The organism is Francisella orientalis FNO12, assembly GCF_001042525.2.
Lineage (GTDB): Bacteria > Pseudomonadota > Gammaproteobacteria > Francisellales > Francisellaceae > Francisella > Francisella orientalis.
The window spans coordinates 536,056-557,253 of the sequence record NZ_CP011921.2 but is presented as its reverse complement, the minus strand read 5'-3'; the positions used below and the strand labels follow the sequence as shown (position 1 = coordinate 557,253).

The following is a 21,198-nucleotide window of genomic DNA, read 5'->3' as shown; positions in this document are numbered from 1 at the left end:
GTATTTTGAAGAACTTTTTAAAATGGCAACTCATCACAAATTAATAATCCTAGGATCTGGTCCTGCTGGATATACTGCAGCAATATATGCAGCTCGTGCAAACTTAAACCCTGTAATCATCACAGGTATGCAACCTGGTGGACAGCTTACAACAACTACAGATGTAGATAACTGGCCAGGCGAAGCTGATGGTATCATGGGTCCAGAGCTTATGGAAAAACTACAGAAACAAGCTGAGAGATTCGATACACAAATCACATATGACACAATTAACTCTGTAGACCTACAAACTAGACCTTTCAAATTGGTTGGAGAGATTGAAGAGTATTCTTGTGATGCTCTAATTATAGTTACTGGTGCTACTGCTAGATACTTAGGTTTAGAATCAGAAGAAAAGTTCATGGGCAAAGGTGTATCTGCTTGTGCTACTTGTGATGGCTTTTTTTACAAAAACAAAGATGTCGCAGTAGTCGGTGGTGGTAACACTGCTGTTGAAGAAGCTCTTTTCTTATCAAATATTGCGAAATCTGTAACACTAATTCATCGTAGAGATTCGCTTAGATCTGAGAAAATTCTTATCGATAAACTAATGGAAAAAGCAGAAAATGGTAATGTAAATATTATCTGGGATACTACATTAGAAGAGGTTCTTGGTGATGACATGGGAGTTAATGCTCTACGCCTTAAAAATGTCAAAACTAACGAAGAATCTAAAATAGATGTAATGGGAGTATTTATTGCTATTGGCCATACTCCAAGCACAGATATTTTCAAAGATCAGATTGAAATGGAAAATGGCTATATCAAAGTTAAATCTGGTCTAGCTGGTGATGCTACGCAAACAAATATCAAAGGCGTGTTTGCTGCTGGTGATGTAGCTGATCATGTTTACAAACAAGCAGTAACTTCTGCAGGTACTGGTTGTATGGCTGCGTTAGATGCTGAGAAGTACTTAGATAACTTAAATCAATAATTTTAAACTTATCTCTAATTCAATATCTATTACTTAGTTTTATCTAAAAATTTTAATCCTTTAAATATTGGCCATAATGTACATAATGCCAAAGCTGCCAATACATAAAACCATCTATTACTAGGTAATGGTTCTAAATAATTAATCATAAAAAATATTGTATATATAAACATAATCACTAGACCAGATAAACCATAAGCAACACCTTGTATTTTACCCTGTAAAGTTATCGGCGTATTTTTTGTGCTATAGTAACAATTATTACCCATGATGATAAATACACCAGCTACTAGATAATACCAGATAGCAAAAGCTATACTCTGGTTTAATCCCAACAATAAATACATCATAGCTGATGCACTCATAGAAAAAGCTAGCGTTAATTTTGGCGACATTTTTTCTATCATATATGGCAATAGAATATTCCCAATAATAAAACCTACTGAAAATGCCACTTCTATTAGTCCAAATTCCAAAGATGACGCATGAAGAATGTTTTTCGCATATGGAGATATAAAGATTGGTGCAATCATATATATAAGTCATGCTAACCTGAGCCAAATAGCACCAATATAGCGATATATTTTTACTAAGGTAGTTAATAACCTCCTTCTAATTACTAAAAAATTCCCTTTTTGATTTTTTACAATTCTCTTTAGCACAATCATAAAACTACACAAAGTAGCAAAAATACTTCCAGCAAGCATTATTATCATAATCTGGCGCATATCGAAATACGCCACTAAGATCCCTCCTAAAGACATTCCAATAACCATACCAAGTTCAAATAGTCCATCCATCGTACTATTTGCATACAATAGAACATCATCATTAGGAAATAACTCTCGCGACATTATCATCATTGCCGGCATAAAAAATGCTAATATAATCCCCCATATACTTGTAAACAAATATACTAGAGTTAAAGAATCTAAGTTACCCAAAAACACAAATGATGAAAGTAATATAACTCGAAAGACATTTACTAGAACTATAATTACTCTTCTAGGTATAAGATCAGCAAAATAACCGGTAATTAGAGATAATATTACTCCAAAAATCCACCAAGTAAGCATAAACAACATTATAACTTCAAGGTTATTCTTTAGAGTCAACAAATGCCAACTTATAGATATATACGCGATGCCTACCACAGTAGCATTAAATAAAGTCATCACACAAGCATAGCTGAAAGAACTATTACTAAATAGTCTACTTCTAGCTTTAAAATAATTAAGCATAATAATACCTATCTAAAATAAGATTTTAAAAAAAATCATAAGACTAAATTAATCACTAAAAATGCAGACATAAATAATCTAAGGAGATTCTATATTAAAAAAATTTATACGCGAGAGATACATCGGCAAATGCTAGCTGTGACTATCCATACTCTTAAGGATATTGGGTAGATTAGGTTTATAATTTCAATTATCTAAGACAGCTCCATTTTTTTATTGTAAGTTTAATTTTTCTCTGCTTCAGCTACTTCTTGCAATGTTACATCTAGATTATTTTCAGCCATACTCAAAAAGATTTTTGGATCTTTTAAAATCAAGCGGGTAAATGTACCTTTGACCAACTTATTATTTTTATGTCCAAGATCCCTTCTAATTTCTAAAAAAGCTCTTCCATCATAAACATAGCTTTTGCATCATTTTTACCTTCCTTTAAATGCTCCAACCAGTTAATATAATTTAATAAGACATCTTGTCCTCCCCAAAGAATTATCTTTCTCTGCCATTCCTGAAGAAAACTAACGAAGTCATCTATTTCTTTATTATTTTCTGAAGTACTATGGAAAAGTTTGAGAAATTTACATAAAAACTCATCCTATATTTGAGTTTTCTTTTCTCTATAGTGTGCTTCAATATCTTTCTTTCGTTCAAAATACTTTCCCAAAACAACTGTTACAGTTGCAGCTATCACTGTTGTAGCGGCTGTTAATAAACTAATTGAAACTTTAGGATCCAAAAGCTTAAATTGATTCCAAACAAGTGAAATAATCAAGTAGCATCCCAAACCTACCACTCCAAGTAAAATAAAACCTAAAATCGTTGATATAATTTTTTTCAAAATAGTTCCTATAAATTTAACTCTTATTAATATACTAAATAATAAGTATTTATAATTCTCATATCAATAAAACTATATTCTTACTTTATGACTTTTGCATATCAGCGACAAGTAGTTTCAAAACAAATGTCTAGAAAATAAAACTGTTTGAACGAAGTGGGGTTTTTATTTTCCATTTGTTTTGAACTACGATAGCGTAGTGCTAGGCAGTTTTGCATACTTTTTCTGCTATTGCAAAAAGTATGTTGCTATAACTTACGCAGTAAGTAGCGAAACAAAAAAGATTGAACTATAATTTTCTACTATAATGATTAGACAAGTCGCCACTGATTTCTATAAAAAACTTAGAATTATCGTCCTCTCAAAAAGAAATTATCTAATTGTGCAAAATTAAGCTTCACCCAAGTCGGTCGACCATGATTACACTGCCCTGAGTTCTCAACAGTTTCCATCTGTCTTAGTAGATGATTCATTTCTGGAATACTAAGCTTATCATTTGCTCGTACAGCAGCATGACAAGACACTGTAGCTAAAATATGGTTTAGATAAAACTCAACACTCTTTGTCTTGCCAGATGATACTAATTCTGTAGCTACATTTGATATTAGATTTTGTACATCTTTATCTTTGACATATATTGGCGTTGAACGTACTAATACTGCATCATCTGCTACTACTGATATTTCAAAGCCTAGCTTCTCAAACACTTCTAGATTCTCATCAATCGTTGCGACTATATTACTTGATAATCTACATGTTAAAGGCATTAATAGATTTTGCTTAAACTTAGCAGTATCTGCATGCCAAGTTTTTTTCATCTCTTCATAGAGTATTCTCTCATGAGCTGCATGCATATCCACAAGTACTACACCATCCTCAACTTGTGAAAGTATATATATACCATGAATCTGACAGATAGCTTGTCCTAAACCACTAGCTTTTGGCTTTTGTGATATATGAATTTCATTTTCTTGAGTGTTTTGATTATTAAAGTACCTATCTAATATAGTTGCACTATTACCTTCTTCTTTATCATCTTCAATATTGATATCTAAACTCATATTACCAATATTAAGAGGATTATTAGTGCCTTTAGATTCTTGATATGTATTATTTTCACTAAAACTAGAAGTTTCAATCTCGATGTCTGCACCTGTAGTTATCGCCTTATTGACTGTACCAAAAAGAAAATCATAAATAAATTTTTGGTTTCTAAAGCGTACTTCACTTTTAGCTGGATGAACGTTTACATCCACTTCTTTATAATCCATATCAAGATAAAGTAGAAATGCTGGATATCTATTACCATACATTACATCTTTATAAGCATTTTTTATCGCATGAGTGACAATCTTATCTTTGATAATACGCCCATTTATATAGAAACTCTGCATATCTGCTCTAGCTCTATTAAATCTAGGTCTAGCCACCCACCCCCATAAATGAGCATCACCAACTTTTTTATCTATATAGATAGCATTCTCAATAAAATCACGACTATACAAATCTAAAACACGATTATATTTAAGTTGCATATCTTCTGCTAATAATAGATCTTTGGCCTCTTTACCATTATGAATAAGTCTAAAAGCTATACCAAAATAGCAAAGCATATATTTCTTAAGTAAATCAGAAATATGTAAAAACTCGGTATTGTCTTTCTTTAAAAACTTACGGCGGGCCGGAGTGTTATAAAAAAGCTCATAAACCTCAATAGTTGTTCCTGTCACATGTGCAGCAGGAGTAACCTCTCTAGTTTCGTTATTGATTTGCCAAGCATCATCTAAATCTTGATGTTTTGAGATAATTTTTAGCTTTGAAACAGAAGCTATACTAGCCAGAGCTTCTCCACGAAAGCCCATGCTAGCAACAGACTCTAATTCTTCAAGAGTATAAACCTTACTTGTTGCATGAGGTGCTAGAGCTAGTCGCAAATCATCATAAGCAATTCCTTTACCGTTATCTCTAATTCTTATTAATGACTTACCGCCCTCTTGAATTTCTATATTAATAGCAGTTGCTCCAGCATCTATAGAGTTTTCAATAAGTTCTTTGACTACAGATGAGGGTCTTTCTATAACTTCCCCAGCTGCTATTTGATTGGCTAAATCTTCAGGTAATAATCTTATTTGGCGATAATTTTGCTTAGAATACATAGATAATCTATCATAAAGGATCTTTTACAAAATCTCTTGTTGAACACTCCTTCCATAGCTCCTGATCTATAATCTTGCCAGACTTATCTTGATATGGATAAATTTTATCTTTCGTTAGACCACATTCCCATTTTATTTTATTAGCTTGGGATTTAGGTATTCTTTGCCAGTATTCATCTTTACCTAAGAATCCCCAAAAAGCTCTAACATAAACTTTATCGCCATCTTCTATAGTTTGAGCTTTGACATGATAAAATTTACCATCATGTGGATTTAGTACAGATCCTTCAGTATAAACAGATCCTTTTCCATGTGATTTATCAGCAGAACCTGATTTTTTAATATCCCAGACAAATTCTAACCCTTGATATGTATCATGTCTACTAGAGTAATCATATTTATGTCCATAAGCATCACCCTTACCACAATTTTTACAGTAGATCATAGGTGGGTGAATCTTACCATCATCAACATTTGCTAATGGTACAAACATTTTAGCATTTAAACTACCATGGTCATTAGTATAAGCATGAATTACACCAACATTTGTATTTGTAGCGCCATCTCTTTGTAACCAATAGCCATTAGCATTTGATTTATCAAATTTCGCATAGCTAGTCATAGCCACTAAAAAACCAAAAATTAGAAAAGTAATTTTTTTAATCATTGTAGAAATTTGTTATGACTTTTAAGATAAAGTATAAAGAAAAATTGGAATTATACAAACTAATTAGACAGGACTTTTAACTCCAAATTGCTCAACAGGATAGTTAGTACAAGTGGCAGTAACTTTCTCATCTTTATTTACATATTGTCCATCAGCAGTTACGCCACAATCCGCTTTAACTTTTTCATAATCAGCTTTTGTGATTCTTTGCCAGTAAGCCGCTTTACTACCTAATTCTTTACCCCAAACAATATAAGCTGCTTTTGCATACATTGTTCTGCCTGCATCTTGAACTTGTGCTTCCGATTCATAAACCTTACCATCATTTGGATTTATTACACCACCATCCTTATATACATCGCTACTTTGACCAGCAACACCTGTACTTGATTGTGGTTGCATATTGCCTGCAAACACAAAACCTTGTAGAGGAGCATTTTTACCTTTATAGCTAAAGCCATTGTAAGAACCATTTGAACAGTTATTACAAGTTGCTCTTGGCTTAGCCGGCTTACCAGATGCATTTACATTCATTAATGGAACTACGATTTCCATCTGTAGCGTACCTTTCTTGCCATACTCATCATTCTCTGCATAATAAGTATGAATAATACCTTCTAGCATTCCTTTGCCAGCATCTGGATCTTCATCAAATTGTACCCAGTAACCTTCTGGTGATAAATTAACACCTCCTGCATCATCTGCATAAGAAAAACTTATCGCACCAAACGTTGCCAAAGCCATTAATGCTAAAATTTTAGTTTTTTTCATTACTTCTCCTTTAATTCTTCTTTAAGATTAAATATAAATTTTCTTTCTTAATCTCTCGATACTAACAAAGATAATATTTTTATTCAAATATATACAAGACATTATTAGCATTTTTATAAATAAAGCTTATAATTAACTCTAATATTAAGTAATTATAATCTTACATTCTTGCAAGGAAAAATCATAACGAATTTTGGTGGTAATATCTCTGTCAAACTTACAAATGGCGAGAAAGTTTCAGCACTATTAAGAAGCTACTTGAAAGGTGAACTCACTGTTGGAGATAATGTAGAATTAGAATATACAAATTCGACATATGTCATTAGTAGATTACTTGATAGAAAAAATCTAATTTCTCGTCCAAATCAATATCAGCGTAAAAATAAAAATATTGCTGTAAATATTGATAATGCTGTAATAATTATTGCTCACTCTCCAGCACCGGTTGAGCACTATATTGATAGATATCTAGCTGCATTACATAATAGTAATATAGAGCCTATAATTGTTATCAATAAGATAGATAATCAAACAGAAGAAGATAAAAGATATATTCAAAATTTAGCAAATGTTTACCAAGACATTGGCTATAAAGTTTTTTATATATCTGCACAAAACAATATAGGAATTAATAACCTTCTTGAAGAACTTAAAGACAAAGCATCTATATTCTTAGGCCAATCAGGTGTTGGCAAGTCTGAAACATTAAATACAATACTAGGTGAAAAAATCACTGCAACAACTGCTGTATCAGATTCTACCAAAAAAGGACGTCATACTACTACATGCTCTACTTTATACGAGATAGATGATGCCACTAATATAATCGACTCTCCTGGCATAAGAGAATTTGGACTTTGGCATATCACAAAAAAAGAGCTTTTTGATGGTTTCTTAGATTTCAAAAAATACAAAGGGATGTGCCAATTCAGAAATTGCTCGCATGAAGAGGGATCTAAAGGTTGTCAAATTGTCGAACAAGTTAAACAAGGTCATATCAACCCTGTTAGATTTAAGAATTATCATCGAATATTAGCAGAGATCAAATCATAAGATTGTAATTCTAATTCAAATTTAGGATTACCTAAATCGCCATTTATGCTTAAGGTAAAATCTACATAGTTATCTAACTTTGCAAGTAAATCATCACCAACTGGAACACCACAGCTAAGGCTAACCTCAAAAGGTTCATTAATAGCTGATTTGATGGTTAAGTCATTAACTTGTAAATCTAAAGTTGTAGACTCATTGAATAACTCTATCGTTAGTGGGGTAGACATTATTGATTACTAATATAAATAAATCTAATAATTTTAGTATAGCAAGTAAGACTTGTTCCTAAAAATATTTTTAAACATTTTTTAGAATTTTTAATTAATTTTAGCTTAGTTTATAGTACTTAGGTGTAAATTCTATGCCATATTTAACATTCATCCACACTCTACTAATAAAACTCTGCATTTCTGCATCATGAATATTAAGAACATACATCTTTTTGATCATCTCATCAGTAGGTCTAATATTCGTATCATTAAATATATCATCTAAATATTTTTCATTCTGTGTTACTGCATTAGGCTGATATAAATAATTACTATTTTGAGCGGCTACGTATGGATCTATAATATAGTTCATAAGAGCATAAGCTTTATCAAGATCTTTAGCTCCTTTTGGAATCATTAACATATCAAACCAAATATTAGTACCTTCTTTAGGTATTACATATGCTAAAGTCACATAAGGGTTAACAGTCTTTGCTCTTTTAACAGATCTAACCACATCGCCAGAGTATCCCATTACTAGACACAGGTTACCCGCTGTGAAATCATTTTGATATTTATTACTATCAAAATACTTAATATATGGACGTACGTTTTTGATAATATCTAGAGCTGCCTTCTCATACTCAGCTTTACTATTAGTATTAGGATCAATACCATGATAAAAAAAGTAATTACCGAATATCTGCTCAGGCTCATCAAGCAATGAGACTCCACATGGCGCTATCTGTTTGAGATACTTTTTATCAAATACATATTTCCAACTATCAGGAACAACATCCTTTCCTAATCTTTGTTCTATTTCTTGTTTGTTATAAGCTAGTCCAGTAGTTCCATAACTATATACTACAGCATAGTTATTACCCGGATCATTAATTTGAGATACCTTGTCATAGATTACTTTATTACGATAATCTAGATTTGGTAACTTTGATTTATCTAACTTGATAAGAGCATTAGATGCTATCTCACTATTCAAATACAAAGCACCCTGCTCTATCAAATCAAAACCTGAAGAGCCTGTCATTATCTTCGCTCTTGTCATATTATCATCAGATGTATATATATACTTAACTCTAGTATTAGACAACTCCGAAAAACAAGGCACTATATCAGAAGATATATAGTCAGCCCAGTTTGTAAAATTTAACTGGGTTCTAGACTCTGATGCTATAATTGGATTTTTGAGAACTTTATTATCACATATATACGAATCTTCTTCAGAATAAGCTACATTTAGTAAGCTAACTAGCAGGCCCAAAACAAAAACTTTTCGTTTCATAAAAGTAACACACGCTCTAGTTGTTATAAAATTCCTTTAAGTATATACTAAACCGTGGTATCGGAGAAATAGAAAAGTAGAATAATGGAACAAATTATTAGTAGTAAAAAGTTTGGTCTAATCAGACTAATAATGATAAATATTATTGCAGTTGATAGCTTAAGAAACATATCAATCACTGCTCAAGCTGGATGGATAGTTATTACATTTTATATTCTAGCTGGTATTTTCTTTTTAGTTCCATGTGCACTACTTACTGCTGAAATGTCTACAGGATCATCTCAAGAGACTGGTGGTATTTATATCTGGGCCAAAAAAGCTTTTGGTAAAAGATTAGGCTTTCTAGTGATATGGATACAATGGGTTTATAACCTCGTATGGTTTCCTTCAATTTGTGGCTTTTTCGCTGGTATCATAGCTTATGTAATAGCTCCTTCCATAGGTCAAAATGCTAATGAGCTAGTAGCTAATCCATGGTATATGATATCAATGAGTTTAGTAATGTTTTGGAGTGCTACAGCTATCAACTTATTTGGTATCAAAACATCAAGTATAGTAAGTACTCTTGGTGCTATCATAGGTACCCTTCTACCTATGTTTATTATCATATTAATAGCTATTGTTTGGTCATTTTCTCACAGCTCTGAGATAGTCTTACCCACTGTTACTGATTTTATTCCATCAGGTAATAACATAAGTAGCTGGGCTTTATTTATAACAGTTATGTTTAGTCTATTTGGCCTAGAGATGAGTGCTATTCATGCAGCTAACGTCAAAAATGCTAAAAAGAACTTCCCTAGAGCTTTACTAATCTCAGGGTCTGTAATACTAGGTTCTTTGATATTATCAAATATTGCAGTGATTTTAGTTAGTAGTCAGCTACAGATTGGTGATGTTGATATCGTTACAGGATTAATGGTTTCATTTCATTACTTCTTTAACCAAATCAATATGCCGTGGATGACATATATTATTGCTATTACCTTAATATTTGGTGCATTTACAACAACTTCAGCTTGGATTATGGGATTATCTAGAGCATTTATGGTTGTCAGTAATGATAATATTCTACCTCAAGTATTTGGTAAAACTAATAAAAATGATGCTCCTGATACTATGCTGATAACTCAGGCCCTTATTTTTACAGTATTTTGTTTTTCATATATATTTATGCCATCAGTCAATGAGGCTTACTGGTATCTTAGTGATCTAACGGCTCAATTAGCTGTTATTGCATATATACTTATGTTTATTACAGCTGTGAAGCTTAAGATAAGCTCTCCTCTTCAAGAAGGTCAATATGAAATATGTAAAGGCTCTTTTGGGACTATACTAATGGCTCTATTAGGATGTATTGGATGTATTGTTGCGATTATAGTCGGATTCATACCTATAGATAGTATGGCTATGTCTGTTTTAAACTTTGATATGATGCTTATAGGTGGAATTATTGTAACACTAATCATCCCGGCTGTCATAACTATCAAAAAATAGCTTCTTCTCAAGTTTACTTTTGATACCTTTATATATTCAATTTTTTTTAAAACTGTTACAATATCTTCAAATTTAATAATGATTTAATCATAAATGATTTTACGAACTATAAAAAGCTGGTATCGCAATAGATATCAAAACAATGAACCAATTGTGTTTTTTGGTTTAATGCTATTCTTCTACTTGGTTTTAACATTTTTAGGTAACTATATAGCGCCTATATTAGCTGCTCTTGTTATTGCCTATCTATTAGATACTCTTGTAAATATATTACAGAAATTTACCAAGATAAAACGTACCATCTTAGTATACTTCGTTTATATACTATTCCTTATATTACTTTTATCACTGATATTTGTATTATTACCAATTATTGTTAATCAGCTAATTGATTTTATTAAACAAGCTTCACATACACTATCTAGTTTAAAAGAAAGCTTAGAGCAGTTATCTGTGAAGTATCCAACAATACTTACCGAGGCTAGAATCAATTCTATAGTAACTTGGTTTGATAGTATTGACTGGCAAAAGATAAGCTCAAATATAGGATCTTTTATTCTACAAAATACTGCTACTACAATTCCTTTTCTTTTCTCCATTCTTATATATCTATTTTTAGTACCTCTTATGGTATTTTACTTTCTAAAAGATAAAGCAAGAATGATTAACTGGTTTAAATCATTTTTACCAGAGCAAAATGGTGCATTATATTTCGTTTGGAATGATCTTAAACCTAAACTTGCTGATTATGTGAGAGGCAAAGCTATTGAGTTGATTATAGTATCTATCGTAACATATATGGGTTTCGCATATTTTAATTTAAACTATGCATTGCTATTAGCTGTTGGTGTTGGTTTATCGGTAATTATACCTTATGTTGGAATGGTGATTATTACAATCCCAGTCGTCATGGTTGGTATTTTGCAGTTTGGACTAAATGGCACATTTGTATCAATGCTCATAGTATTTTTTATTATCCAAGCTTTAGATGGTAATTTACTAGTTCCTCTTCTATTCTCAGAAGTTTTAGATATACATCCTGTGGGAGTAGTATCATCTATTCTTATATTTGGTGGTATTTGGGGATTATGGGGTATATTCTTTGCGATACCATTAGGTTTGCTATTTATATCGGGGGTAAATATGTGTCGAAACCACCTCAGTGGGAAAAAAAATATTTCTAATATAAATCTATGCTAATAAAACAAAAACAGATTAATCAAAAAGTTTTAGATACTTTATTATCAAAAAGTTATGACTTATTTTCGGCACCGATTATCTCTTCTAGAGTAAGTAATTTTGAAAATATTGATCTTATTCTGAGAGGATCTATCAAAGATCTATCATCTCCATTTCTATTCAAAGATATCGATAAAGCTGTAGATAGACTTTTTCAAGCATTACAAAATAATGAAGTCATTGGATTAGAAACTGATCATGACTGTGATGGGCAAACATCTCATGCGATTTTATATGAGGCTCTGACAAAGATATTTAACTATCCTAAAAATAAGATTCGCTCATATATAGGTCACAGAATGCAGGAAGGATATGGTCTATCAGAGTCTCTAATGAATAGAATATTAACAGATAGTATTAGACCAAATCTTATCATAACAGCTGACAATGGTTCAACAGATGAGCCTAGAATTGCTGTTCTTAAACAAAATGGAATAGACACTATTGTAACTGATCACCATGGTATTCCACCAGAAGGTCCTCCGAAAAGTGCTATAGCTATACTTAACCCAACCCAACATGATTGTAATTATCCTGACAAAGCTATAGCTGGCTGTATGGTTGCTTGGCTTTTTATGGCTGCTCTTCGTAGAAAATATCTGCAAAATGGTAAATCATTATCTAAGTCTTACGGATTAAGTAATTTACTTGATTTTGTTGCAATTGGTACAGTTGCAGACTGTGTTAACATGGCAAATAGTCACAATAACCGCATTGTTACAAAACTTGGTATAGAGCAACTAAAAAATAATGATCGTCTATGTTGGGACTTCTTAGATAAAGATAAACTATCAAGTGAGTATATCAGTTTCAGTATAGCTCCTTTGCTAAATAGTGACGGCAGAGTTTCTGATGCACTAGGGTCTGTTAGCTTTTTGCTTGAGAATGATAAACGTAGAATTAAAGAAACCTTCGAAAACCTAACTAAACAAAATAGCCAACGCAAAGAAATTCAAAAAAAGCTTACTCATGAAGCAATAACCAAAGCACATCAATTAGACAATAATAACAACTCATTATGTATACTACTTAATGATGGTCACTCTGGAATACATGGTATTACAGCAAGTAGAGTCAAAGAAATGTTTGGCAAACCTGTGATTATTTTTTCTGAAACACGAAATGATCCTAACATAATATCAGGCTCTGCTAGAAGTGTGGATAGTATTAATATTAAAACAATACTTGATACTATAGCACGTAAATCGCCTACTTTGATGATAAAGTATGGTGGCCATAAAGGTGCTGCTGGCTTAATAATTAACAAATCTGATTTCGATACTTTTTATGATTTATTTGAAAGTGAAATTATTAATTTCGTTAAAAACAATAGTATATCTTTAGAGCCTATTTTAGAGTATGATTTTGAGCTTGAAGAGAATGATTTCAAACTACAAACCCTAGAAAAGATAGAATCTCTTGAACCATTTGGCAGAGAATTTGAAAAACCTCTATTTTGCAATAGCTTCACTATAGAAAATCTACGTTTAGTTGGTAAAGATAAAAATCATGCTCAACTAGTTTTACGCTATAAAAATATTCCTTCAATCAAAGCAATATGGTTTAATGCTTCAGAAAATAAGATAATTGAACGAATAGCTATTGGCGATACTATAAAAGCCTGTTATGAACTACAAAAAGAAGAGTTCCTCGGGCAGATAAACTTATCTCTTAATATTAAACTTATCGAAAAATGAAAAATCATAAATATATTAAGACAGCTCTCAATACAGTTATTGATGATATACGTGTTGAACATTTCTCTACAATAGGCTCAACCAATGACTATTTACTAGAAAGAGAGCTATCACATAAATATCATTTTTGCTATGCAGAGCAACAAACAAAAGGGCGTGGACGTCGTGGCGATAAATGGATCTCTGATAATAATGATAACATTTACTCAACATTAGCATTTAGCTGTAACTTTAACATCAATGAAGACTCTTTTATAAGCATTAAAGTAGCACTAGGAGTTTTAGAAACTATCAAGAAATATATTCTGGTTGATCAACAAGAAAAACTAAAAATAAAACTACCAAATGATATTTATTTTGAAGATCATAAATTAGCAGGAATACTCATTGAAACTAAAAATATCAAAAAAGATAGTTTTGATATTATTATTGGTATCGGTATAAATGTAAATATGACAAATATTAAAGAAGATATTGATAGGCAATGGACATCACTATCCATAATTAATAATTATGAGATAGACTCATCCAAAGTTATAGTCGATTTAGTAAGATATGTTATTAATAATTTTGAGAAATCTTACTTAGATACTCTAGAAGCTTTTTCAAAGTATGATTACACGCTAAACAAAAAGATCACCTTTAACTATTCAAGTGAGAATTTCCAAGGGATCGCAAAAGGTGTTACTGATAATCTAATGCTAAAAATTTTAGATGATAATAACAATCTTCACGAGTTTGATCTAGGAAATATCAGCAAGATAAGAGTTATATAATGAGCCTGGAAAATATTAAAAAACGTGCAGAATACTTAGATAAGATTCGCTCTTACTTTAAAAGCTTAGGTGTATTAGAAGTAGATACACCCTTAGCTTATGAATTTGGTGTAACAGATCCTTTTATAGATGTTTTTAGCATTAAGACAGTTTCTGGCAAAAAATATCTCCAAAGCTCCCCAGAGTATGCAATGAAAAGGCTATTAGCCGCAGGTAGCGGTAGTATATATCAAATTTGTAAAGCATTCCGTGATGAGCCTTGTGGACGATTCCATAAGCATGAATTTACAATGATAGAGTGGTATCGAGTAGGTTTTGACTATCTGCAACTAATGCAAGAGATGGAGAATTTATTCTTAGCGCTTAAACCAAATTTAAACTTCATATATTTAAGTTATTATGAAGCATTTGAAAAGCATTATGAAATTAATCCTCACAATATTTCTCTGGAACATTTACAAGATATAGTCAAAGAAACAGTTGGAGATATTCAAGGACTATCAAATCTAACCATTGCAGATTGTTTAGATATACTTTTTAGTTATAAAATTGAAAGAAACCTTAACCAAAAAGATACTATTTATTTTATTTATGATTATACAATCCACCAATCGGCACTTGCTAGAAAAATATATAATCAAAATCAACAACTAGTAACTACAAGATTTGAAGTATTTAGTAATGGTATTGAACTAGCAAATGGATACTATGAACTAATTGATAAAGATGAACAGCTCAAGCGCTTCAATAGTGATCTCGAAATAAGGAAACAACAAAATAAAGGTTCTTTAGATATAGATCATAAACTTCTAAACTGTATAGAAAATATGCCAGAATGTTCAGGAGTAGCATTAGGTTTTGATAGACTTCTTATGAGTTTAGAAAATATTGATAAAATACAAGATCTGAGTATTATAGATTAATCAACAATACTACTTATGCAAAGTAATTGGATTTATTGCAAACTCGACGTTCAAATCTCTTAACTCTTTTGCAATGCTTAAAAACACTTCATCTTGAGCTGTTATAAAATCAACAAAAAATACCTTCTTTACCATAGCATAAACTTGTAAATTAATACCATTAGTTCCAAAGCCACCCTCTGATCTACCCGAAATATTACTACCACTAGAAGCCAGTGATACTGATACTGTTTTATTCTGATCAATATTAGGATGAGACTTGAGCACTGCAAGAATTTTTTCTTTTATAACTGGTATTTTATCTATGTATTTATAATCAATAGTTATAAACTGTACTATCCTTCTATGAGTACGACGCGAAGTTGTTGTTATACATGTATTTAAAAACACCGAATTTGGAATATGCATTGGCGCTGTTTCATAATTATCAACCTGTGTTGTAAGAGTACCTATTTTTTTAATAGTTCCACTAAACTTAATCGATGAATTGATGTCTGATGAAATAACATCACCCTCAGAATACTTGCGATTAAATATAACAAATAATCCACCAAAGAAATTTGTAATCAGTGTACTTTGAGAAAAAGTTAAGCCAGCAAAAGCTACACCACTAAAAGCTCCTAAAGCAGTTAAGGGTACATTAAATGCTGCTAAGATTAATATAACAGAGATAGCGACAGCTCCTAGTTCAAAAGCTTTATATATAGCATTAATATCTCTGAAGTCACTATATGAATCTTTATTTTGTGCTTTTTTCTTTTCAATAGAGATATTCTTACTATTATACAAAAACTCAAATAAACTAATAATAATTGCTAAATATATACAAAAATCAAAAATTTTATCTGAATACTGAATTATAACTTCTTTATAATTTGGGAGATGAACTACTACAGGTAAATCAACACAAGTTTTGATAAAGTAAGACCAGATTATAAGATATAATGTTAGCTTAAATGATTTAACAAATGTGAACCTGATTGTATTTTTATACTTGATAACAAGAATGCTACCAAGTATAGAAATAACTACACAAAGAGCAAAGCATAATAAAAAATCTATAAATAGAATATACAGAGTAGAATAATTTTCTACTCTTAATAAAACATTATTTAAAACATTCATTATAAGAAAATATTAAAGGTTTATTTACTACTATCAATATCATCATCTATGACAATATTATTCATATTTGCAGTTGCTGGTGGATGAGCTGCCATACTATTGCTAGCAGTATCCTGATGATGTTCTTTTGATTCCATTGCTACAGAAGAGCCGCTGCTCATCTCATCGTTTGAGGTTAATGTATTATTTTGAGTGATAGATACATTATTATCAGAAGCAGAGGAGTTATCAGTAATAGGCTGTTGATTTGGTTCATTCAGATCATAATTAATCGGTGTATATATTATAGATGATTTATGACCCTCTTCTGTGCTCGCTATATACATATTTTCTTTGATATATTTGCCAACCAAAACAATTATTGCTATTGCTATTATAAGAATCGCTAACCTATTCAAATAATCAAAAAACTTTAACTTCCCATAACGAGACTTCTTATAATACAAAACATCAATTTTGTTAAGCATTGATACTATCTTCTTCTCAGGAATTTCTAAGTATTCGCAATATCTTCTGATCTGATTTTTAAGTACACTACTAGAGTTCTGTAATAATGAATTATTATTAGCTTCTTCAATTATCTCAATAGTTTGCACTGACAAATTTATAGCATCTGCCACTGTTTCTATCTGAAGTTCTTTTGCTTCTCTAGTCGTTTTAAGAAAAGTTTGAAAATTATGCATAATTTACAAATATTTTATTACATTTAAATACTAAGAAAATTATATAAGAAAAAACTAGAAATTTAAATGAAGATATATACGAAAGAAAGGATTTACTTAGACTGTTTTTTCTTTTCTAATATTTTCTCTAAGAAATGTATGTTAGTTCCACCTTTGATGAATTCTTCATGATTAAGAATTTCTTGATGAAGAGGTATATTAGTTTTGATGCCACTAATTACCATTTCTTCAAGTGCAGCACGCATTTTCTGTAATGCAGTTTGTCTATCATGTCCACGCACAATTACTTTTGCTATCATTGAATCATAATTTGGTGGTACAGTATAACCAGAATATATGTGTGAATCTACACGCACTCTTGGACCCGCTGGAGCATGATACATATCTATCTTGCCTGGAGATGGTATCATTCTCTCAGGATCTTCAGCATTAATTCTACACTCAATAGCATGTCCAACGATAGCAATATCTTCTTGTTTCCAAGCTAATCCTAAGCCAGATGCAACTTTGAGCTGTTCTTTGATAAGATCTGTAGAAGTTATAGACTCCGTTACTGGATGCTCAACCTGAATTCTGGTATTCATCTCGATGAAATAAAACTCTCCATTTTCATATAAGAATTCAAAAGTACCAGCACCACGATATTTAAGTATTTTACAAGCATTAACACACTGTTCACCAATACGCTTTCTCTGCTCATAACTCAAGCCGATTGCAGGAGCTTCTTCGATAACCTTTTGGTGTCTTCTTTGAGTTGAACAATCTCTCTCAAATAAGTAAATAGCATTACCTTGCCCATCTCCGAAAACTTGAATTTCAATATGACGTGGGTTTTCTAAGAATTTCTCCATGTATACCATGTCGTTATTGAAAGCAATTCTTGCTTCACTCTTAGTAAGAGAGATAGCACTAATCAAATCTTCTTTCTTTCTAACGATGCTCATACCACGACCGCCTCCACCACCAGCAGCTTTGATGATAACAGGATAGCCAATTTGCTCAGCGATTTCTAAGTTTTTCTTTTCATCACTTCCTAATGGACCACCTGAACCAGGTACGCAAGGTACTCCAGCTTTCTTCATATACTTAATAGCTTCTACTTTATCACCCATTACTTCGATGTTTTCAGCACGTGGACCAATAAATATGAAGCCACTTTCTTCGACTGCTTTTGCAAATTTTGCATTTTCAGATAAGAAACCATAACCTGGATGGATTGCATCTGCAGATGTTATTTCAGCAGCTGCTATAATAGCTTGAATGTTAAGGTAACTAAGATTAGGAGCAGCTGGACCAATGCAAACTGCTTCATCTGCTAACTTTACATGCATAAGATTAGCATCAGCAGTTGAATATACAGCTACTGTCTTAATCCCCAACTCTATACATGCTCTTAATATTCTAAGAGCTATCTCACCTCTATTGGCAATTAATACTTTTTTAATCATTTTGTATTACCTTTAAAAGTTTATACTAGATTTATGAAGTCTCTACTTAAGTTATTGATTTGTTATTATTCAATAATAAATAAAGGTTGATCGAATTGAACAGGATCACTATCTTTAGCGATTACTTTAACGATCTTGCCAGCTTTTTCAGCTTCAATCTTATTCATAATCTTCATTGCTTCAATTATACAAAGAACATCACCTTTTTTAACTTCTTGACCTTCTTTAACATAAGGTGCTGCATCAGGCGATGAAGCGCCGTAGAAAGTACCAACCATAGGAGATTTAATCTCCTCACCACTGATCTCTGAAGATACTTCAGCTTGCTTAGGAGCTGACGCTGCAGATGGAGTACTTGCCGCAACAGGTGCTGCAGATGTTACATTACTCACAGCAGGAACCGCTGATACAACCGTAGCAGCAGTATTATTTTTTGTCATAAAAATACTTGAGCCACCATCTTTAACTCTAATCTCTTTGATATCACTCGAGTTAAGAATCTCTGCCACTCTATCTATCGCTTTTAATAAATCCATGTTCTACTCTCCTTTCATATTAATATAGTTAATTGCTTCTATTAGCGCTAATGTATATCCGTTTGGCCCAAACCCAAATATGCACCCATAAGCGATATCCGATAGAAGCGACTTTGTCCTAAACTCTTCTCTATTATATATATTAGACAAATGTATTTCAATAAAAGGCTTGTTTATCGCCAAGAAAGCATCTCGTATTGCAATGCTTGTATGTGTATATGCTGCAAGGTTAATAATTACTATTTTTGCGGCTGATTGATGAATTTTATCAATAATTTCTCCCTCATGATTACTCTGGAAGAAATCAATAGTCACATTATTATTATGTGCTGTTTTATACAATTCATTATTGATATCCTCAATAGTTTTATTGCCATATATATGAGGCTGTCTCTTTCCTAGAAGATTAAGATTTGGTCCGTTAATAACTAAAATATCCATACTAAATATCCTTATAGCTTTTCAAAGCTTTAACACCGTAACGCTTATTAGTCTCTACACAATAACAGCTTAACCTACCACCAAAAACACAGCCTGTATCCAACGCTATAGTATCACTATCTTTTGTCTCTCCTTTGATGGCTGCCCAATGACCGAAAATTATCTTATATTTATTTTCAAATTTCTTATGTTTAAGTTTAAACCATGGCTTAAAATTTTCTGGTACTTGATCAATTGTTGAACTAAATTTAAGATTTAATCTTCCATTTTTATCTATTGTTCTCATTCTAGTAAAATAATTGAGGATACATAACCATCTATCAATACCTTCTAGCTCTTTATTCCTCTTTTCTATTTCATTATTAAAAAGATTAGCTAACAAAAGTCTTCTTGTTGTTGGATTTTTTAATACGAATTCTACTTCATTGGCTCTTTTAAGAGCTTTTTTAGGCGACCAAATATGTGGAATTCCTGCATGAACTATAAAAGTGTTATTTACTTTTACTAGAAGAGACTGATTACACAACCACTCTTGAATTTCTTTTAAATTCTTAGCTTTGACAATATCATTAAATGTATTCTTACTACTTAATGGTAAATAATTATAACTAACTGCTAAAAATAATATCTCATGATTGCCTAAGACAACTTGCGCTGATTCTCCTAAAGACATTATGAAATTAACTGTCTCAAGAGACTTTGGTCCCTTATTTAAAATATCTCCTGCAAAAATAAGCTTATCTTTACGCTTGTTAAACTTTATATCTTGCAATAACAGTTGGAGCTCATCATAACAGCCCTGTACGTCACCAATAACATATGTAGCCATTTTATTTACGCCTTATTTTAAAAAGTTTGCTAAACTAACAAAGTCCTCCATACTCAAATTTTCTGATCTGAGCTTAGTATCTACAGGCAAAGTATTAGGATCAATATCAAGTTCTTTTAATATTCCCTTAAGATTATTATGCAGATTTTTTCTGCGTTGCGCAAAGCTTTGTTTAACAATATTTTCAAAAAAAATATAATCGTTTATAACCAACTTATTAGCTTTTGGTTTAAGGCGCAAAATTGCTGAGTCAACTTTTGGTTGTGGATAAAAAACTTCCGGAGGAATCTTTAATATCATAGTACAATCAAAATGATACTGTAAAATCACTGATAATCGACCATAAGTTTTCGAATTTGGTTGAGATATAATTCTCTCAACAACTTCCTTCTGCAACATAAAATGAGCATCAATAATTTTGTCACTCTGTTCAACTACTTTAAATAATATTGGTGAGGAAATATTATAAGGCAAATTACCAATAAGCTTTAACTTCTGTTGCGACTCCGTTCTTACAATATCCAAATCAAACTTTAAAAAATCCTCATTAAAGACTTTGGGTTCGCCATATTTTTGACAATTTTGTAACAAAGTATCAATGACACTAGCATCAAACTCAACAACACTAACATTGTTAGAGCATTTAAGTATATAGCGTGTCAATGCCCCCAAACCAGGACCTATTTCAAGAACAACATCATCCTTTTTAATATTAGCTAATTGGACTATCTTTCTTATTATGTTTTCGTCTTGTAGAAAATTTTGACCTAATGCTTTTTTAGCTTTTGTTTTGTATTGCATT

At 31.6% G+C, this 21,198-nt stretch carries 22 protein-coding genes; 7 read left to right on the top strand and 15 right to left on the bottom strand.

Translation table 11 applies throughout. The features are described from left to right. Positions 1–22: 22 nt before the first annotated feature. Entirely contained in the window at positions 23–973 is a 951-nt protein-coding gene (gene trxB, locus FNO12_RS02915; protein ID WP_014715120.1) for a thioredoxin-disulfide reductase, read from the top strand. A 29-nt stretch (positions 974–1,002) separates the two neighbouring features. On the opposite strand, the gene FNO12_RS10280 is transcribed toward trxB, so the two are convergent. The 6 genes from FNO12_RS10280 to FNO12_RS02890 form a co-directional block, all read right to left on the bottom strand. Continuing rightward, the gene (locus FNO12_RS10280; RefSeq protein ID WP_231138813.1) at positions 1,003–1,506 is read right to left on the bottom strand and encodes an MFS transporter; all 504 of its coding nucleotides are present in this window, start codon (positions 1,504–1,506) and stop codon (positions 1,003–1,005) included. Positions 1,507–1,515: 9 nt separating this feature from the next. Further along, complete coding sequence (locus FNO12_RS10275) at positions 1,516–2,214, bottom strand: MFS transporter (protein WP_231138812.1); 699 nt, start codon at positions 2,212–2,214, stop codon at positions 1,516–1,518. 592 nt (positions 2,215–2,806) lie between these two features. Further along, entirely contained in the window at positions 2,807–3,049 is a 243-nt protein-coding gene (locus FNO12_RS02905; RefSeq protein ID WP_030003393.1) for a hypothetical protein, read from the bottom strand. A gap of 350 nt (positions 3,050–3,399) precedes the next feature. Continuing rightward, positions 3,400–5,205, bottom strand: a complete 1,806-nt coding sequence (mutL, locus tag FNO12_RS02900; protein WP_014715119.1) for a DNA mismatch repair endonuclease MutL — start codon at positions 5,203–5,205, stop codon at positions 3,400–3,402. 10 nt (positions 5,206–5,215) lie between these two features. Beyond that, positions 5,216–5,827 (bottom strand): DUF2147 domain-containing protein, encoded by a 612-nt coding sequence (locus FNO12_RS02895; protein WP_234393493.1) that lies wholly within the window; start codon positions 5,825–5,827, stop codon positions 5,216–5,218. A 108-nt stretch (positions 5,828–5,935) separates the two neighbouring features. Continuing rightward, on the bottom strand, positions 5,936–6,643 hold the full coding sequence (locus FNO12_RS02890) for a DUF2147 domain-containing protein (protein WP_014715117.1): 708 nt from the start codon (positions 6,641–6,643) through the stop codon (positions 5,936–5,938). A 168-nt stretch (positions 6,644–6,811) separates the two neighbouring features. On the opposite strand from FNO12_RS02890, the gene rsgA reads away from it, so the two are divergent. Beyond that, the gene (rsgA, locus tag FNO12_RS02885; RefSeq protein WP_014715116.1) at positions 6,812–7,696 is read left to right on the top strand and encodes a ribosome small subunit-dependent GTPase A; all 885 of its coding nucleotides are present in this window, start codon (positions 6,812–6,814) and stop codon (positions 7,694–7,696) included. Here rsgA and FNO12_RS02880 read toward each other — a convergent pair. Further along, positions 7,666–7,923, bottom strand: a complete 258-nt coding sequence (locus FNO12_RS02880) for a hypothetical protein (RefSeq protein ID WP_014715115.1) — start codon at positions 7,921–7,923, stop codon at positions 7,666–7,668. The genes rsgA and FNO12_RS02880 overlap by 31 nt on opposite strands. A gap of 100 nt (positions 7,924–8,023) precedes the next feature. After that, a complete protein-coding gene (locus FNO12_RS02875) occupies positions 8,024–9,205 on the bottom strand; it encodes a polyamine ABC transporter substrate-binding protein (RefSeq protein ID WP_014715114.1) in 1,182 nt (393 codons plus the stop codon). 84 nt (positions 9,206–9,289) lie between these two features. On the opposite strand from FNO12_RS02875, the gene gadC reads away from it, so the two are divergent. The 5 genes from gadC (at position 9,290) to epmA (ending at position 15,334) form a co-directional block, all read left to right on the top strand. Next, positions 9,290–10,699: a glutamate transporter GadC gene (gene gadC / locus FNO12_RS02870; RefSeq protein WP_014715113.1), complete on the top strand. Its 1,410-nt coding sequence runs from the start codon at positions 9,290–9,292 to the stop codon at positions 10,697–10,699. Positions 10,700–10,792: 93 nt separating this feature from the next. Next, positions 10,793–11,899, top strand: a complete 1,107-nt coding sequence (locus FNO12_RS02865) for an AI-2E family transporter (protein ID WP_014715112.1) — start codon at positions 10,793–10,795, stop codon at positions 11,897–11,899. After that, positions 11,893–13,635, top strand: coding sequence for a single-stranded-DNA-specific exonuclease RecJ (gene recJ, locus FNO12_RS02860; protein WP_048349210.1), 1,743 nt, complete (start codon positions 11,893–11,895; stop codon positions 13,633–13,635). The genes FNO12_RS02865 and recJ overlap by 7 nt, the downstream gene beginning before the upstream one ends. After that, entirely contained in the window at positions 13,632–14,411 is a 780-nt protein-coding gene (locus FNO12_RS02855) for a biotin--[acetyl-CoA-carboxylase] ligase (protein ID WP_014715110.1), read from the top strand. Before recJ ends, FNO12_RS02855 begins: the two co-directional genes overlap by 4 nt. Further along, on the top strand, positions 14,411–15,334 hold the full coding sequence (gene epmA / locus FNO12_RS02850; RefSeq protein WP_014715109.1) for an EF-P lysine aminoacylase EpmA: 924 nt from the start codon (positions 14,411–14,413) through the stop codon (positions 15,332–15,334). Before FNO12_RS02855 ends, epmA begins: the two co-directional genes overlap by 1 nt. A 9-nt stretch (positions 15,335–15,343) precedes the next feature. On the opposite strand, the gene FNO12_RS02845 is transcribed toward epmA, so the two are convergent. The 7 genes from FNO12_RS02845 to rsmA all read right to left on the bottom strand — a co-directional run bounded on the left by FNO12_RS02845 (position 15,344) and on the right by rsmA (position 21,197). Then, entirely contained in the window at positions 15,344–16,459 is a 1,116-nt protein-coding gene (locus FNO12_RS02845; RefSeq protein WP_014715108.1) for a mechanosensitive ion channel family protein, read from the bottom strand. Positions 16,460–16,479: 20 nt separating this feature from the next. Further along, entirely contained in the window at positions 16,480–17,142 is a 663-nt protein-coding gene (locus FNO12_RS02840; RefSeq protein ID WP_014715107.1) for a helix-turn-helix domain-containing protein, read from the bottom strand. A gap of 92 nt (positions 17,143–17,234) precedes the next feature. Then, on the bottom strand, positions 17,235–18,590 hold the full coding sequence (gene accC / locus FNO12_RS02835) for an acetyl-CoA carboxylase biotin carboxylase subunit (RefSeq protein WP_014715106.1): 1,356 nt from the start codon (positions 18,588–18,590) through the stop codon (positions 17,235–17,237). Positions 18,591–18,655: 65 nt separating this feature from the next. Beyond that, on the bottom strand, positions 18,656–19,126 hold the full coding sequence (gene accB / locus FNO12_RS02830) for an acetyl-CoA carboxylase biotin carboxyl carrier protein (protein ID WP_014715105.1): 471 nt from the start codon (positions 19,124–19,126) through the stop codon (positions 18,656–18,658). Positions 19,127–19,129: 3 nt separating this feature from the next. After that, entirely contained in the window at positions 19,130–19,567 is a 438-nt protein-coding gene (gene aroQ / locus FNO12_RS02825; protein ID WP_014715104.1) for a type II 3-dehydroquinate dehydratase, read from the bottom strand. A gap of 1 nt (position 19,568) precedes the next feature. Continuing rightward, positions 19,569–20,396, bottom strand: coding sequence for a symmetrical bis(5'-nucleosyl)-tetraphosphatase (locus tag FNO12_RS02820; protein WP_014715103.1), 828 nt, complete (start codon positions 20,394–20,396; stop codon positions 19,569–19,571). A gap of 12 nt (positions 20,397–20,408) precedes the next feature. After that, the gene (gene rsmA, locus FNO12_RS02815) at positions 20,409–21,197 is read right to left on the bottom strand and encodes a 16S rRNA (adenine(1518)-N(6)/adenine(1519)-N(6))-dimethyltransferase RsmA (RefSeq protein ID WP_014715102.1); all 789 of its coding nucleotides are present in this window, start codon (positions 21,195–21,197) and stop codon (positions 20,409–20,411) included. Position 21,198: the final 1 nt, after the last annotated feature.

What these genes read in the sequence shown, in the direction of transcription:
- FNO12_RS02875 (WP_014715114.1), bottom strand. Translation starts at nt 9,205, where the DNA reads ATGAAACGAAAAGTTTTTGTTTTGGGCCTGCTAGTTAGCTTACTAAAT.
- FNO12_RS02890 (WP_014715117.1), bottom strand. Translation starts at nt 6,643, where the DNA reads ATGAAAAAAACTAAAATTTTAGCATTAATGGCTTTGGCAACGTTTGGT.
- FNO12_RS02880 (WP_014715115.1), bottom strand. Translation starts at nt 7,923, where the DNA reads ATGTCTACCCCACTAACGATAGAGTTATTCAATGAGTCTACAACTTTA.
- FNO12_RS02895 (WP_234393493.1), bottom strand. Translation starts at nt 5,827, where the DNA reads ATGACTAGCTATGCGAAATTTGATAAATCAAATGCTAATGGCTATTGG.
- aroQ (WP_014715104.1), bottom strand. Translation starts at nt 19,567, where the DNA reads ATGGATATTTTAGTTATTAACGGACCAAATCTTAATCTTCTAGGAAAG.
- FNO12_RS02855 (WP_014715110.1), top strand. Translation starts at nt 13,632, where the DNA reads ATGAAAAATCATAAATATATTAAGACAGCTCTCAATACAGTTATTGAT.
- epmA (WP_014715109.1), top strand. Translation starts at nt 14,411, where the DNA reads ATGAGCCTGGAAAATATTAAAAAACGTGCAGAATACTTAGATAAGATT.
- rsmA (WP_014715102.1), bottom strand. Translation starts at nt 21,197, where the DNA reads ATGCAATACAAAACAAAAGCTAAAAAAGCATTAGGTCAAAATTTTCTA.
- gadC (WP_014715113.1), top strand. Translation starts at nt 9,290, where the DNA reads ATGGAACAAATTATTAGTAGTAAAAAGTTTGGTCTAATCAGACTAATA.
- trxB (WP_014715120.1), top strand. Translation starts at nt 23, where the DNA reads ATGGCAACTCATCACAAATTAATAATCCTAGGATCTGGTCCTGCTGGA.
- FNO12_RS02840 (WP_014715107.1), bottom strand. Translation starts at nt 17,142, where the DNA reads ATGCATAATTTTCAAACTTTTCTTAAAACGACTAGAGAAGCAAAAGAA.
- accC (WP_014715106.1), bottom strand. Translation starts at nt 18,590, where the DNA reads ATGATTAAAAAAGTATTAATTGCCAATAGAGGTGAGATAGCTCTTAGA.
- mutL (WP_014715119.1), bottom strand. Translation starts at nt 5,205, where the DNA reads ATGTATTCTAAGCAAAATTATCGCCAAATAAGATTATTACCTGAAGAT.
- FNO12_RS10280 (WP_231138813.1), bottom strand. Translation starts at nt 1,506, where the DNA reads ATGATTGCACCAATCTTTATATCTCCATATGCGAAAAACATTCTTCAT.
- FNO12_RS02865 (WP_014715112.1), top strand. Translation starts at nt 10,793, where the DNA reads ATGATTTTACGAACTATAAAAAGCTGGTATCGCAATAGATATCAAAAC.
- FNO12_RS02820 (WP_014715103.1), bottom strand. Translation starts at nt 20,396, where the DNA reads ATGGCTACATATGTTATTGGTGACGTACAGGGCTGTTATGATGAGCTC.
- FNO12_RS10275 (WP_231138812.1), bottom strand. Translation starts at nt 2,214, where the DNA reads ATGCTTAATTATTTTAAAGCTAGAAGTAGACTATTTAGTAATAGTTCT.
- FNO12_RS02845 (WP_014715108.1), bottom strand. Translation starts at nt 16,459, where the DNA reads ATGAATGTTTTAAATAATGTTTTATTAAGAGTAGAAAATTATTCTACT.
- recJ (WP_048349210.1), top strand. Translation starts at nt 11,893, where the DNA reads ATGCTAATAAAACAAAAACAGATTAATCAAAAAGTTTTAGATACTTTA.
- accB (WP_014715105.1), bottom strand. Translation starts at nt 19,126, where the DNA reads ATGGATTTATTAAAAGCGATAGATAGAGTGGCAGAGATTCTTAACTCG.